Origin of the sequence: Spirosoma sp. SC4-14 (genome assembly GCF_037201965.1) — a bacterium.
Lineage (GTDB): Bacteria > Bacteroidota > Bacteroidia > Cytophagales > Spirosomataceae > Spirosoma.
Map to the genome: position 1 here is coordinate 1941417 of NZ_CP147518.1, position 13379 is coordinate 1954795.

The 13379-nt window shown below is 47.5% G+C and carries 12 protein-coding genes; 11 read left to right on the top strand and 1 reads right to left on the bottom strand.

All coding sequences use genetic code 11. From position 1 onward, the window contains the following. The first annotated feature begins 34 nt into the window (after positions 1-34). The 9 genes from WBJ53_RS07855 to WBJ53_RS07895 all read left to right on the top strand — a co-directional run bounded on the left by WBJ53_RS07855 (position 35) and on the right by WBJ53_RS07895 (position 11219). Entirely contained in the window at positions 35-2020 is a 1986-nt protein-coding gene (locus WBJ53_RS07855; protein ID WP_338875518.1) for a hypothetical protein, read from the top strand. A gap of 110 nt (positions 2021-2130) precedes the next feature. Beyond that, a complete protein-coding gene (locus tag WBJ53_RS07860) occupies positions 2131-3153 on the top strand; it encodes an SPASM domain-containing protein (protein ID WP_338875519.1) in 1023 nt (340 codons plus the stop codon). Between the two features lie 194 nt (positions 3154-3347). Beyond that, entirely contained in the window at positions 3348-5000 is a 1653-nt protein-coding gene (locus WBJ53_RS07865) for a sulfatase (RefSeq protein WP_338875520.1), read from the top strand. Between the two features lie 258 nt (positions 5001-5258). Next, positions 5259-6041, top strand: a complete 783-nt coding sequence (locus WBJ53_RS07870; RefSeq protein ID WP_338875521.1) for an AAA family ATPase — start codon at positions 5259-5261, stop codon at positions 6039-6041. Between the two features lie 81 nt (positions 6042-6122). Beyond that, on the top strand, positions 6123-7043 hold the full coding sequence (locus tag WBJ53_RS07875; protein WP_338875522.1) for a ParB/RepB/Spo0J family partition protein: 921 nt from the start codon (positions 6123-6125) through the stop codon (positions 7041-7043). Positions 7044-7111: 68 nt separating this feature from the next. Further along, positions 7112-7927 carry a DUF5683 domain-containing protein gene (locus tag WBJ53_RS07880; protein ID WP_338875523.1) on the top strand — a complete coding sequence of 272 codons (816 nt, stop codon included), beginning with the start codon at positions 7112-7114 and terminating at the stop codon, positions 7925-7927. A gap of 71 nt (positions 7928-7998) precedes the next feature. Continuing rightward, entirely contained in the window at positions 7999-8742 is a 744-nt protein-coding gene (gene dapB / locus WBJ53_RS07885) for a 4-hydroxy-tetrahydrodipicolinate reductase (protein ID WP_338875524.1), read from the top strand. Positions 8743-8865: 123 nt separating this feature from the next. Then, positions 8866-10038 carry a signal peptidase I gene (lepB, locus tag WBJ53_RS07890; RefSeq protein WP_338875525.1) on the top strand — a complete coding sequence of 391 codons (1173 nt, stop codon included), beginning with the start codon at positions 8866-8868 and terminating at the stop codon, positions 10036-10038. A 185-nt stretch (positions 10039-10223) separates the two neighbouring features. Beyond that, positions 10224-11219, top strand: a complete 996-nt coding sequence (locus WBJ53_RS07895; protein WP_338875527.1) for an N-acetylmuramoyl-L-alanine amidase — start codon at positions 10224-10226, stop codon at positions 11217-11219. A gap of 70 nt (positions 11220-11289) precedes the next feature. Here the strand turns inward: WBJ53_RS07895 and ung are convergent, their stop codons facing one another. Further along, positions 11290-11955, bottom strand: a complete 666-nt coding sequence (gene ung, locus WBJ53_RS07900; RefSeq protein ID WP_338875528.1) for a uracil-DNA glycosylase — start codon at positions 11953-11955, stop codon at positions 11290-11292. A 143-nt stretch (positions 11956-12098) separates the two neighbouring features. Here ung and apaG point away from each other — a divergent pair, with 143 nt between their 5' ends. Next, on the top strand, positions 12099-12485 hold the full coding sequence (gene apaG / locus WBJ53_RS07905) for a Co2+/Mg2+ efflux protein ApaG (RefSeq protein ID WP_338875529.1): 387 nt from the start codon (positions 12099-12101) through the stop codon (positions 12483-12485). A gap of 69 nt (positions 12486-12554) precedes the next feature. Further along, entirely contained in the window at positions 12555-13337 is a 783-nt protein-coding gene (locus WBJ53_RS07910) for a class I SAM-dependent methyltransferase (protein WP_338875530.1), read from the top strand. Positions 13338-13379 lie beyond the last annotated feature (42 nt).

The window sequence follows — 13379 nt, forward strand, 5'->3', positions numbered from 1 at the left end:
TTTGGTTTTATAAAAACCGTTTTACATTTGCTCCATGTCTATCTTGTCGCACGATCTTAGAGCCGACTGGCAACTGAACCACGCCATCTATACCGAGGCATACCAATCGGGTAGGGCGTCGTTTATTACGAATTTATTGCCTCCCTATGCCTTGCAGTTTTCGGTTTATCAGACGCTGGAACTACTGCACAAACGACTGGGTAACGAAACCCTGCGCCGGGCCTTAAGTCCGGCCGAAACGATTGCGAGCCCCGTCAATGGTTGTTCGGATGGTGAGTGGATCAAAAGCAGCAACATGGTGGGCATCAACGTTCGAACTATTGGTTCGTTCTGGCAGGTGATCAACTATGTACTCACTTTGCCCGCTTGCCACGATAGTATTCATCTTTTGCCTGTTTGGGAGCCAGGGGTTGTTGGTAGTCTGTATGGCATGGTAAGCTGGCAGATCAATCCGGAGTTTTTTGATGTCGAACTAGCGCGCTATGTTCCGGCGCTGGATACGGTTGAAAAGCAGTTGAAAGTTGTTATGAACCTGCTTCATGCTATGGGCCGAACGGTGGGTATGGATGTGATTCCGCATACAGATCGGTTCTCGGAAATGGTGCTGGCCTGCCCTTCCTTATTTGAGTGGGTCCGGCGCGAGGGCGACGTGCTGGCCGATCATTCGAGTCTGGTTTATAAATACGTAGAAGAAGCCATATGGCAATATCTGAAATATGTAGGTGCAGCCGATGGCACTCCATTGACGTTTGCGAAGGATACGTTCTTTTCGTCGGATCTGGCTGTGCTGACCGACGACCGGCGCCTGCGGATTCTGTTTGGCCTTCCTAACGATTACCGGGGGCGGCAGCAGCGCAGAATAAGCCTGATTCGCCACCTGACGGCGCAGGGGCTGGAAACGTTACCGATGACGATGGCTCCGCCTTACCGGGGGATACATATTGACCCGACCGATTTTGTGATCGACGAATATGACCAGACCTGGTATCAGTATGCGTTCGATGAGCCACAGCTTATGTCGCGGGTGTTTGGACCGCTGGCGCGCTATCGTTTCTTCGAAGCTAAAGACAATAATCTGCAATGGGAGTTAGATTTTGATCGACCCAATTATCCGGCCTGGGCCTACATCTGCCAGAAAGTGCATGAATGCCAGCAAGCCTACAACTTCGATTTTATGCGGGGCGATATGGCGCATGTGCAGATGCGGCCCGATGGGGTGCCCGATATGGTTGGGCATTACTACGACCCGCTTCGGGCCATCAAGCGATACGTTCGGGGAAATGGTGTGCCCCATTTCGCTTTTTTTGCCGAAACATTTCTGGCTCCGCCCAATGTGATGGGCTATGGCGATGAACTGGATCATCTGGAAGCAATTGAGGCTGAGTCGACACTTGGCGATCTGCAATCAGTTCCCGTTACGTCGCCTGAATTTCGGCAGCGCTTTGCCGATTATTATACGCTTTTGAAAACACGCCGGTTTGCGCCGAATTTTACGGTTATAACCGCCGATAAAGATGATCCTCGGTTCGATGAGTTTTACCGGACGGGTAATCTGTTCCGTTACTTCACGGCACTGTTTCTGACCGATATGCCTAGTTATGTAGGTCTGGGATTTGAATTGCGAAATCTACACCAGGAGCGTGGCGATAACGAAGAATACTCGAAGCTCTACGTTTTTCGGATTGAAGACGATCGTGAGCCTGACAAAGTAACACACGGGCCTTATGAATGGGGGCAAAATACGGAGCAGTTTATCAGTATAGTCCAAATACGGCTTTTTGCCGAGCAAATCTGGCCCATTATTGCCGGTAAAGAAACCTGCTGGCTGGTGGCTCCCGACGAGCCGAACGTAAATGGCAAATATATAGTCTGGACGCATGTTGAGCCAACCGGCTATGTGTTTGCTGCGTCGGTCTCTGGCTCGCTACCCGATGCAATTCCGGGTGTGGAGGGCTTAACGGAGGCAAACCTGATTTTCGATGAATCGGGCTGTCGGGTCTGGCAGGTGATTGACTTGTAAGCATTGTTGGTTTTATACGTGTTTATGGGAGAGGAGCTAGTCCGTAGACTATGGCCTATCTTTTCACACCCATGATAGCTACAGCGGCTGTTGAGCTTTATCTTTACTCCATGAATCGCAACCTACTCGACGGACTAAACTTTGCTTCTAAACTGACGCCTAAGCGCGTAGTCAATGCGCTGAAGGTTTTATACAGCTATTATCGTTCGCAGCGAACGGGTGTGCCTTTGCAGCAGGGCCTGCCGATGTCTGTATCGTTTGAACCTACTACATCCTGTAATCTACGCTGTCCTGAATGCCCAAGCGGTTTGCGATCATTTACGCGACCAACGGGTATGCTTGGTGAAGACCTCTATAAACGTACTATCGACGAACTTCACGAAACGCTGCTGTACCTGATTTTCTACTTTCAGGGGGAGCCATATCTGCACCCGCAGTTTCTGGATTTAGTCCGCTATGCTACCGATCGAAATATTTATACGGCTACCAGCACAAATGCCCATTACCTGACCGATGCCAATGCCCGAAAAACTGTAGAGTCGGGACTGGATCGGCTAATTATTTCCATCGATGGTACAACCCAGGAAGTGTATCAGCAGTACCGGGTGGGAGGGAAGCTCGAAAAAGTGCTTGAGGGCACAAAGCATATAATTCGCTGGAAAAAAGAACTGAAATCGCGTACGCCACACGTTGTTTTTCAGTTTCTGGTTGTGAAACCGAATCAACATCAGATTGCTGAAGTGAAACAACTGGCGCGCGAACTGGGCGTCGATGAAGTAGGGTTAAAAACGGCCCAGATCTATGATTATGAGAATGGCTCTGACCTGATTCCTACTCTCGATCAGTATAGCCGCTATGCTGCTCAGACCGACGGTACCTATCGTATCAAAAATGGTTTTGGTGATCACTGCTGGAAAATGTGGCATTCGTGTGTCATTACCTGGGATGGCCTGGTGGTTCCCTGCTGTTTCGATAAAGATGCTCATCATCGACTCGGCAATCTTCAGAATCAGTCGTTTGCCGATCTCTGGCAGGGCGATGCCTATCAGAATTTCCGACAAACGTTGCTGCAATCGCGTTCGGAGATAGAAATGTGCCGCAACTGTACAGAAGGTACAAAAGTATGGGCGTAACTCACCATCATGTGCCGACTATGGCATCAGAATCAGGCCGCATAGTCATGTAAGGGCTTTCGCTTATAGCCGTGCCAGGGTTTAGTTAAACGCAATAGAGAACCTGGCGCGGCCATAAGCGAAAGTCCTGGATATATATCAGTAGAAATTTGCACTCAACTGGTTCATTAGTACAGAAATGAATCACATTGTCTATGCAAAAGCTACTGCTCTTCCTGTTGCTGGCCTGTACGGTAAGTATGGCTTTTCTGGCTCAGCCAACAGTGCCGGAAACACCCTCGCAACCCAATATTCTCTGGATTACCTGCGAGGATATGTCGCTTCATCTGGCCTGCTTTGGCGATAAGGAGGTCAAGACCCCCAATCTCGACCAACTCGCAACGGAAGGAGTTCGCTATACGCATGTGTATTCAACGGCAGGAGTATGTGCGCCGAGCCGATCGGCCATCATCACCGGCATGTATCAGAACTCTATCGGTACCCAGCATATGCGCACGCTCCAGGGTGACCCTTATCCCCACAAATTTTCACCCGTAAAAACCTATTCTGCCGTCGTTCCCGACTATGTTCGCTGTTTTCCAGAATACCTCCGAAAGGCAGGTTATTACTGTTCAAATAACGAAAAACAGGATTATCAGTTTTTGCCACCCGTAACTGTCTGGGACGAAAGCAGCAAAAAAGCACACTGGCGGAATCGGCCAGCCAATAAACCCTTTTTCTCTATTGTCAATCTGCTGATTACCCACGAGTCGCAGATTTGGACTCGGGAGAAAGAGCCACTATTGGTTCGCCCCGAGGATGTAACCGTGCCAGCCTATTACCCAGATACCAAAACCGTACGGCACGACATCGCCCGGAATTTGTCGAATGTGATGCGGATGGACTCAATTGTGGGAACCATCATTCAGGAACTGAAAGACGATGGACTGTATGAGAACACCATCATTTTCTTTTACTCCGATCATGGCGATGGCCTTCCTTTCGTAAAACGTGAGGTCTATGACCGAGGCCTGCGCGTACCAATGATTGTGCGTATTCCAGAAGCGTTTCGGATAAAGGGTAGCAAATCTGCTGGCACTACTGATAATCAACTGATCAGTTTTGTCGATTTTGCCCCAACAGTGCTTTCTCTGGCTAATGTAAAAATTCCTGATTACATCCAGGGACAGTCGTTTTTAGGCAATCAACAGGCCATTTCTCCACGTAAATACATTTTTGCCGGTCGCGACCGAATGGATACTGAAGTTGACCGGGTGCGTGCCGTTGGCGATGGTCGCTATAAATATTATCGGAATTTTATGCCCGAAAAGCCCTACTATCAGAACATCGCCTACCGGCTAAACATGCCCATGATGAAAGAACTGCTTCAGTTGCGGGATGATGGAAAACTGACACCAACCCAGATGATGTGGTTTCGTAAGACCAAACCCGTTGAGGAGTTTTATGATACACAAACCGACCCCGATGAGTTTACGAACCTGATTGGGAAGGACGCCTATGAAACAAAAATTCGCGAACTGCGGACTCAACTGGACAACTGGCTGAAAAAAGTAGGCGATAAGAGTGCTTTACCCGAGGCTACCATGCTGAAACAGATGTGGAATGGCGCTTCTGAACCGCCCCAAACTGCCGCCCCAATGCTGACTATGGCCGGAAACAGCGTTTCGATAACATGCGCTACCCGAGGAGCCTCCATTGGCTACATACTCAAGCATGGTACTGGCCAATCGAATAGCTGGCAGGTCTACGATGGACAAAAATTGATGCTTCAGCCGGGCGATTCGCTCCGGGTAGTGGCTCAACGAATCGGTTACCGACCCAGCAATGAAATAAAGCTAAAAAAATAAGGTAGTGCTTCTTCTCGATGAACCATGACGCCGATTTCTAAACAGGTAGATTAAGAAATCATTACTTTATGGTTGTTCTGTTGAAATCGTACAGGCATTTTCAAGGATAGGTACTCAGATGGCCATTAATCGGTGAATTATAATTCGCTCTTTTCCCTTTTTCGCTTACCCGCTCCTTCGTTTTGTGAAACATTCCGTGGAACATTTTTGGATTCGTGAAAACTATCTGGCATATTTGGGACTGCAACGTACAGACCCATGGGTAAAGTCATTGCTATCGCCAACCAAAAGGGGGGCGTCGGTAAAACTACGACAACAATCAATTTGGCCGCCAGCTTGGCCGCCCTCGAATTTCAGACGCTTATTGTAGACGCAGATCCGCAGGCGAATTCCACCTCTGGACTAGGATACAATCCCAAAGAAATCGAGAACAGCATTTACGAGTGCATGGTCGAAGGAGTTCGTCCACAGGATGCAATTATTCAGACGGATTTTCCGAACCTGAATTTGTTGCCTTCGCACATTGACCTTGTAGGTGCCGAAATCGAGATGATAAACCTTCAGAATCGGGAGGATAAAATGAAAAATGCACTCGATAGCATTCGCGACGAGTACGATTTCATTATTATCGACTGTTCGCCGTCGCTGGGGTTGATCACCATTAACAGCCTGACAGCCGCCGATTCGGTGATTATTCCGGTTCAGTGCGAATATTTTGCGCTCGAAGGGTTGGGTAAGCTTCTCAACACGATCAAAATCATTCAATCGCGATTAAATACGCATTTGTCCATCGAAGGCATATTGCTAACCATGTACGACCTGCGTGTTCGACTGTCGAATCAGGTAGTGGGCGAGGTAACTACCCATTTCCAGCAAATGGTGTTTAATACCATCATCCCGCGTAATATTCGCCTGAGCGAATCGCCAAGTTTTGGTGTGCCAGCGTTGGCGCAGGATGCCGACAGTAAAGGTGCGGTTAGCTATTTGAATCTGGCCCGTGAAATTTTGGCTAAAAACGGCATGATGCCGCATGAAGTGTAAAATATGTATGATACAGGATTATGATTGCCTGCGGGTAGCTCAATATCCTTCATCATACATCCTATATCATACGTTTTTATCATGGACAACGCGAACACCAAAGCACCGAATAAGAAGATGATAGGATTGGGCCGTGGCTTAGGTGCCTTGCTGCACGACAGCGACGCGGTCAATCGGCAAACGAAAACATCGCCGTTTGAGTCCATCAGTACGATGACCGAAATTGGCCTGTCGATGATTGAAACGAACCCGTTTCAACCGCGTAGCCGTTTTGACGAAGAAGCCTTGCATGAACTGGCCGAGTCGATCCGGGTTCAGGGAATAATTCAGCCAATTACGGTTCGGCAGCTTGGCAAAGAACGCTATCAACTGATTTCGGGTGAGCGACGCCTTCAGGCATCCAAACTGATTGGGATGACTCATATTCCGGCTTATGTCCGGACAGCCAACGACCAGCAAATGCTGGAAATGGCACTGATTGAGAACATTCAGCGTGAAAACCTTAATTCCATAGAAATTGCGCTGAGTTATCAGCGGCTGATAACCGAGTGCAGTCTGAAGCAGGAAGAGTTGGGTGAACGTGTCGGTAAAAACCGGACAACAGTCAATAACTACATTCGGTTGTTGAAACTGCCGCCCGTTATTCAGGCTGCCCTGCGCGACAACAAAATTTCGATGGGCCACGCCCGGGCTATTATTAATATCGAAAACCCCGATGCCCAAATTCGCCTGTTTAATCGCGCTGTTGATGAAGAATGGTCGGTTCGAAAAGTCGAAGAAGCCGTTCGGAACCTCTCCGACGAAACCGAAGAGCCGGTTGCCGTTCGGCGGGTAACGCTGCCTAAGCAGGAAATGCGCAGCCTTCAGTTTAAGTTGTCGTCTATGTTTGGTACAAAAGTTTCCATTAAGGCTGACGAAAAACATAAGGGTGAAATTAAAATTCCATTCAGCTCCCAGGAAGAACTAGCTAAGATTCTGGAAGTTCTTAATTCACAGACCTAGCCTTGTTAAATTACCTTAAAAAGGTAGACATGCGGCTGGCATGGGTGGGTTCCGGGCGTTTTGTAGTTATGAAACAATTGCCACCTTTATCCCTGGTTATTCTGTTGTTCACCTTGTCGGCTGGTTCATTGTTTGCACAAAATCCCGCAATTACACCAGCACCAACGCCACCGGCTGTTGATTCTACCCGGCAAATACGTTCGGCATACGATACCATTCCTCCTTTAGGGCCGAAGACCGATCGTTTGGGGAAACCCATACAGGTTGGTAGTTCTGTATTAGTACCAGAGGGCGATTCGGCAGCTATAGCTACCGATACAACAGAAGTAACGCCTAAGCAGGAAGCAGCTATTCGGAAAATCGTGCCTAAGAAAGCAACAATCCGTTCGCTTATTTTGCCGGGTTTGGGACAGGCCTACAACCGCCAGTATTATAAAATCCCGTTTATTTACGCTGGCTTTGGTGTAATGGGCTATCTGTTCGTTAAATACCGTGATTTAGCCAAACAAGCCGAAAATGGATACCGATTGTTGTTGTATGGCTATAATTTAGATGTCTCATTGCCGGTAAACACTGTTCCCAATTTAATTGAAAAAACGGCTTCGGTTCATGTAACTGTAGACCAGGTTGTAATTGGAAATCAAATCATTCATACAACAACGGGTGCTAAGGCAGGCTATGATCTATATCGCCGGTATCGGGATCTGAATATCCTGTTATCGGTTGGGTTGTGGGCAATTAACATTGTTGAAGCCAATGTGGCGGCTCACCTGAAAACATTTGACCTTTCAGACGACATATCGATGCGGGTTGAACCAAGAGCCATGCCCGTGCCAGGTACTGGATTTGTTCCGGGAGTCCGGGTTGCGTTTACATTTAAATAAATTAATTGCAAAGGAGAAAGGGGGACAAGAAACACGCTTGTTCCCCTTTCTCTCCTCTATTGTATTTGTCTATGAATATCCTTCTACTTGGCTACGGGAAAATGGGTAAAACCATTGAGCAGATCGCGCTCGATCGTGGCCATCAGATCGCGGCTCGCATCGATGCCAATAATCGGGCAGATCTGGAAACAATTCCTGCCGAATCGGTTGATGTAGTTATTGAATTTAGCTCGCCCGAATCGGCCGTCGAGAATATCAAAAGTTCGCTCGGGCGTGGTTGGCCGGTTGTTTGTGGTACAACCGGCTGGTTGGGCCACCGGGCTGAAATTGAGCAGCTTTGTCGCGAAACAAAAGGGGCTTTTTTCTATGCGTCGAATTACAGCATTGGCGTTAATCTGTTTTTTCGGTTAAACAAAACGCTGGCAAAATTCATGCGCAACTATCCATCGTATGGCGTTTCGATGACCGAAATTCATCATACCGAAAAGAAAGATGCTCCCAGCGGTACGGCAATCACACTGGCGGAAGGAATTATGGAACACTTACCCAATAAACACCGTTGGATAGATAAAGACCAGGGAACCAAAGACGTATCGATTGAGTCGGCAGATGCCATTGAGATTGAGTCGCTGCGCGAAGGAACCGTTCCTGGAACACATATTATCCGGTATGAGTCGGATGTAGATCGAATTGAGATCAAACATATTGCGCATAACCGACAGGGGTTTGCGCTTGGGGCAGTAGTTGCTGCTGAATGGCTTATCGGGCGCGAGGGTATTTTTGGTATGGATGACCTGCTGGGCACGGATAAATGATACATTATGAATGATAAAACGGTCAATAAAACCTAACATCTTCGTAATTTCGTTATAAGTTTACCGGGGTCCCTATTGGCTCAACCTACATAGTTAATTAGTCATAACTCATTATTATTGAACGTGTCAGTAACCAAAACGAAGGCCGAAACTCCACCGGCTAAACCAAAAAAATCCGCCATTCGTGAGTGGCTCGATTCTGTTTTGTTCGCCGTTGTGGCCGCAACGCTCATACGATGGCTGTTTATGGAAGCGTTTACTATCCCAACGCCTTCCATGGAAAACAGCCTGATGGTAGGCGATTTCCTGTTTGTGAGCAAACTGCACTACGGAACCCGAACGCCACGAACACCGCTGCAAGTGCCCCTCACACACCAGAAAATCTGGGGTACCAACATCCCATCCTACAGTACGCTTATTCAGCTTCCATCGTATCGATTGCCCGGTTTTACACACGTCAAAAACGGTGATGTCGTTGTCTTTAACGTTCCGCCAAAATACCTGAACGATAATATCGACTATCCGGTCGATCTGAAAACCAACTACATAAAACGTTGCGTCGGTATTCCGGGCGATGTGCTCGAAATACGCCAGCGTGAAGTATTTGTTAATGGAAAACCCTTTCCTAAACCGCCCCGGTCGGAGCAGAAATATTTCGTAAAAACAACCGAAGTGCTCGATGCGACATTTTTTCGGAAATACGAAATCGTTAACGATTACCGCGACCCGAACCAGCCAACCGAAAACTGGAAACCACTGGAGCAATATAACGACTCAACCAAAACTTCGTCGATGGTTGGGTATATGGTTAACACAACGGAGGATGTAATCGCAAAATTTAAAGGATTCGATTGGGTTAAAGGCATTGAACCAATGGCTGATAAACCCGGAGACATGACGCCGGGTATTTATGGTACGCCAACGTTCAACTGGAATCACGATAATTTTGGACCCCTCACCATTCCTAAGAAGGGAGCAACTATTCAGATTAATCCGCAAACAATAGCACTCTATGGGCCTGTTATTGAGCTATATGAAGGAAATGACAAGGTTGAAGTAGACCCCAATAGCATCAAAATTGGCGGGCAACCCATAAAATCCTATACCTTCAAACAGAATTATTATTTTATGATGGGCGATAACCGCGACAATTCTCTTGACTCGCGTTTCTGGGGCTTTGTGCCCGAAGATCACATTGTTGGTAAGGCCGTATTTGTCTGGATGTCACTCGATCCCAATCCGGTCAATATCTGGAATAAAATCCGCTGGAACCGTGTGTTCAGAACAATTGACTAACAAGCAGACAGTCTGTAACCAGTTCTAAAGAGAACACAGGTTCATATTTTTGCGGGAACCAGCCGCCTAATAAACCCCAATCCCGTGCAGGCAACTGTATGAAAGATTGGGGTTTTTCGTTGGTCTATTCGCTAACAAAACGCTGATTATAAGTCACTGCATTGAAAAAAAACGTTGTTTTGCCTATGAATAACAGCCTGAAAGCATTGCAGAAACGAAACACCTACCCAATTCGCTATTTTATTTTTTTTCTTCTTTTGCCATTTATCGTTAGTCAGGGACTGTATCGGCAAGCTCAGGCGAGGCAAATTCATACGCGAGTCGGTGGGGCAAATTCGGGCAAAAAGCATACGGTTACAGCTGTAAAAAAGCGGCCTTCTGCCAAAACCCGTAAACCAACGCATCGGGTAAGTAAGCCAACAAAAACCGCTGGGCAGAAGGCAACCGCTACAACGCTATCGTTGCTGGGCCCGAAACACGCACGGGTTGCCATTAAAGACCATCGATTGAGCGGAGCGGTGTATTATCTGGCTTCTGGCCATGGTGGCCCTGATCCGGGTGCAATAGGGCATTACGGAAAAGCAGCACTTGCCGAAGACGAATATGCCTATGATGTAACACTGCGGCTGGCCAGGGCCTTACTTGAACATGACGCCACGGTCTACATGATTATTCGGGACCCGAACGATGGCATTCGGGATGAAAAAATTCTTCGGCTGGATCACGATGAAGTCACGTATCCCAACCAGACGATTCCATTGAATCAGACAGCGCGTTTACGGCAATGTACGGATGCAGTAAATCGCTTATACCGAAAACATAAAGGAGCTTACCAGCGCCTGATTACGATTCATGTCGATAGTCGTAGCGTTGGCGAAATGATCGACGTATTTTTTTATCATCACGACAAAAGCGCTCCTGGCAAAAAATTGGCAAAACACATTCACCGGAGCTTCGACAGTCGTTACAAACGTAGTCAGCCGAACCGCAATTATCTGGGTACCGTATCGGACCGAAGCAGTTTGTTTGTTGTTCGAAATTGCCTTCCACCAACCGTTTTTATTGAGTTAGGGAATATCCGTAATGAGAAAGACCAACGTCGTTTTCTGTTGGCCGATAACCGACAGGCTCTGGCCAACTGGATCTGCGACGGTATCCGGGCAGACTATAGGGGGAAATGAGTTTATGGTTTATGGTTGCTTCGCATAAAGGCAAGCTAACAGGCGGAGCAACCATAAACCATAAACCTGACTACCACTCTATCGGAGCCAGTCCCTTGCTTTCCAGATAAGCATTGGCCTGGCTAAAATGCTTATTGCCAAACCAGCCGCCGTAGTTAGCCGCCATAGGCGAAGGGTGCCTGGCTTTCAGAATCAGGTGCTTTGTTTGGTCGATTACGGCCCCTTTTTTTTGCGCATATGCCCCCCAAAGCATAAACACAACATGGTCTTTTTGGGCAGAAATTAAGTTAACAACCGCATCCGTAAACGTTTCCCACCCTTTCCCCTGATGCGAACCTGCCTGTCCGGCCCGAACGGTCAGCGTTGCATTGAGTAGCATAACTCCCTGATGGGCCCAGCGTTCAAGATTACCCGACTTGGGAATGGGTTTTCCAAGATCATCCTGAATTTCCTTGAAAATATTGATCAGCGACGGGGGCTTGGGAATACCATCGGCTACCGAAAAGGCAAGTCCATTGGCCTGGCCTTCGCCATGATAGGGGTCCTGGCCGAGAATGACAACGCGTGTGTCGTCGAAGCTACAAGAGTTAAACGCATTGAAAATCAGACGGCCGGGCGGATACACACGCTGAGTACTATACTCGTGGCGGAGAAACTCCGCTAGTTGGCCAAAATAAGGTTTATCGAATTCGGGCTGCAACTGTGTTTTCCACGATTCTGCAATAGTTACGTTCATGTAGGGAACTGATAAGGGTGATTCGGCATTATAGGCCTAAAAACGGAAGAAACCATTTATCGAAAATTTTTTGATACTGCTTCTTGCGTAACAAAACTAATCAACTTAATTTTCGTTCTAAGGTTGCAAACGACACTTAATTTATGGTATCGTCAGTCACAGAAGGCGTAAAAGTGAGCGTAAAGACAGAGTACCAGGCCGATTACTCCAGCCCTTTGCAAGCGCACTATGTCTTCACATATCGGATCACGATTGAGAATGCCAGTGAATACACCATTCAACTGCTTCGTCGTCATTGGACAATATTCGACTCCAATGGAACCGTTCGCGAAGTGGAGGGTGAAGGTGTAGTTGGGCTGCAACCTGTGCTGGAACCGGGCGAAGTGCACCAGTATGTTTCGGGTTGTAATCTGCGCTCCAGCATGGGTAAAATGTCGGGTACCTATCTCGTTGAGCGCATCATCGATGGAAAACAGGTTCGGGTGGCGATTCCTGAATTCACAATGATTGTTCCTTATAAATTGAATTAATGACTAATGGATAATGAGTAATAGGCCTCGTTAGGGCAGCGCTATTCATTTTTGCATTATCCATTCCTTATGTGGTTAGCTTACTTACGTTATCTCGCTCGCGCCCGCGACGAACATTCGCTTCATTCTCCCTTTTTATTTGCGCTTTACACCCAGTTTATCCGGGTTGACAATCGTTCAGAAACGGTATTTTCGACTATTCGAAGCCTGCAAAAAAAGCTTCGTCAGAATCGGCAATTAATCGATATTACTGATTTTGGCGCAGGCTCAAAAGTTAATTCGTCACGGCAGCGATCTATTGGCGATATTGCCCGGCACTCGCAGAAACCAGCTCGTTTTGGCCGATTGTTGTTTCGTCTGATTCGCCGATTTGATGCGAAAAATAGCCTGGATTTAGGAACCTCGCTCGGAATCACAACCGCTTATATGGCCGAAGCGGCCCGACTGAACAACGGTCGGGTACTAACCTTTGAAGGATGCCCGCAAACGGCCACCATTGCCCGACAAAACTTTGATGAGTTGCGGTTGCAAAACGTCGATGTAGTGGTTGGGAATATTGATGATACGTTACCGGCTCAGGTATCTCAATTGGAGAAGCCGCTCGATCTGGTTTTTTTTGATGCCAACCATCGGTATGAACCTACTGTGCGCTATTTCGAGATCTGCCTGACAACTATTCATAACGATACCGTATTCGTTTTCGACGATATACACTGGTCAGACGAGATGGAACAGGCCTGGGCTTACATAAAAGCGCATCCCGCCGTTACGGTAACCGTCGATTTATTTTGGGTAGGCTTGGTTTTCTTTCGGAAAGAGCAGCCCCGGCAGGATTTTATACTTCAGTTTTAGGGCTGGTTGGCGACTCTTTTTCGCAGAACCAATCATGCTGAT